Origin of the sequence: Tepidimonas aquatica, from assembly GCF_007556585.1 — a bacterium.
Classification (GTDB): domain Bacteria; phylum Pseudomonadota; class Gammaproteobacteria; order Burkholderiales; family Burkholderiaceae_C; genus Tepidimonas; species Tepidimonas aquatica.
Window position 1 is genome coordinate 1 of record NZ_VJNA01000089.1, and the last position, 813, is coordinate 813.

Annotated in this window: 1 protein-coding gene; it reads right to left on the reverse strand. The window is 62.7% G+C overall.

Annotation, left to right across the window (positions count from 1 at the left end; all coding sequences use genetic code 11):
- Nucleotides 1-38: 38 nt before the first annotated feature.
- On the reverse strand, nt 39-813 hold a 775-nt coding region (locus tag Taqua_RS13105), incomplete at its 5' end, for an IS3 family transposase (protein ID WP_144326999.1).

Sequence of the window (813 nt, forward strand, 5' to 3'; positions counted from 1 at the left end):
GGTAATCCCCCCGAAATCCAGCGCTCCGAGAAGTAGAGCTATGCGGCCATGGCCAGCCGCTGTTTTGGGGTGATGCCGCCCAAGGCCATGTTCGGGCGCTCGTGGTTGTAGCGCCACATCCATTGCGTGGCAAACTCGCGGACCTCATCAAGATCGCACCAATGGTACTGCGACAGCCACTCATAGCGCACAGTCCTGTTGAAGCGCTCCACGTAGGCGTTCTGTTGGGGCTTGCCGGGCTGGATGTGCTCGATGTGGATACCGCGGGCACTGGCCCAGTTCAGCAGCGCGGCGCTGATGTACTCCGGCCCGTTGTCGCAGCGAATGACTTGCGGCTTGCCGCGCCAGGCCATGATCTGCTGCAGCGTGCGCATCACACGATGCGAGGGCAGTGAGAGGTCCACTTCGATGCCCAGAGCCTCGCGGTTGAAGTCGTCGATCACGTTGAGCAGCCGGATGCTGCGTCCGTCTTGCAGCTGGTCGTGCATGAAGTCCATCGACCAGACTTCGTTGATGGCCTGCGGCACACTCAGCGGCTCGGGCTTGTCGCGCACCAGCCGCTTGCGCGGCTTGATGCGCAGGTTGAGCTCCAGTTGCCGGTATATCCGGTACACCCGCTTGTGGTTCCAGGCAAAGCCTTTGACGTTGCGCAGGTACAGGAAACACAGCCCCAAGCCCCAGGTGCGGTTATTGTCGGTCAGCCGCAGCAGCCACTGGGCGATCTCCTCGTCTTCGGTGTCGCGCCGGGCCTCGTAGCGGTAGCAGGCCTGGCTGATCCGAAAGGCTTGACAAGCCGCCCGGATCGACAGCCCG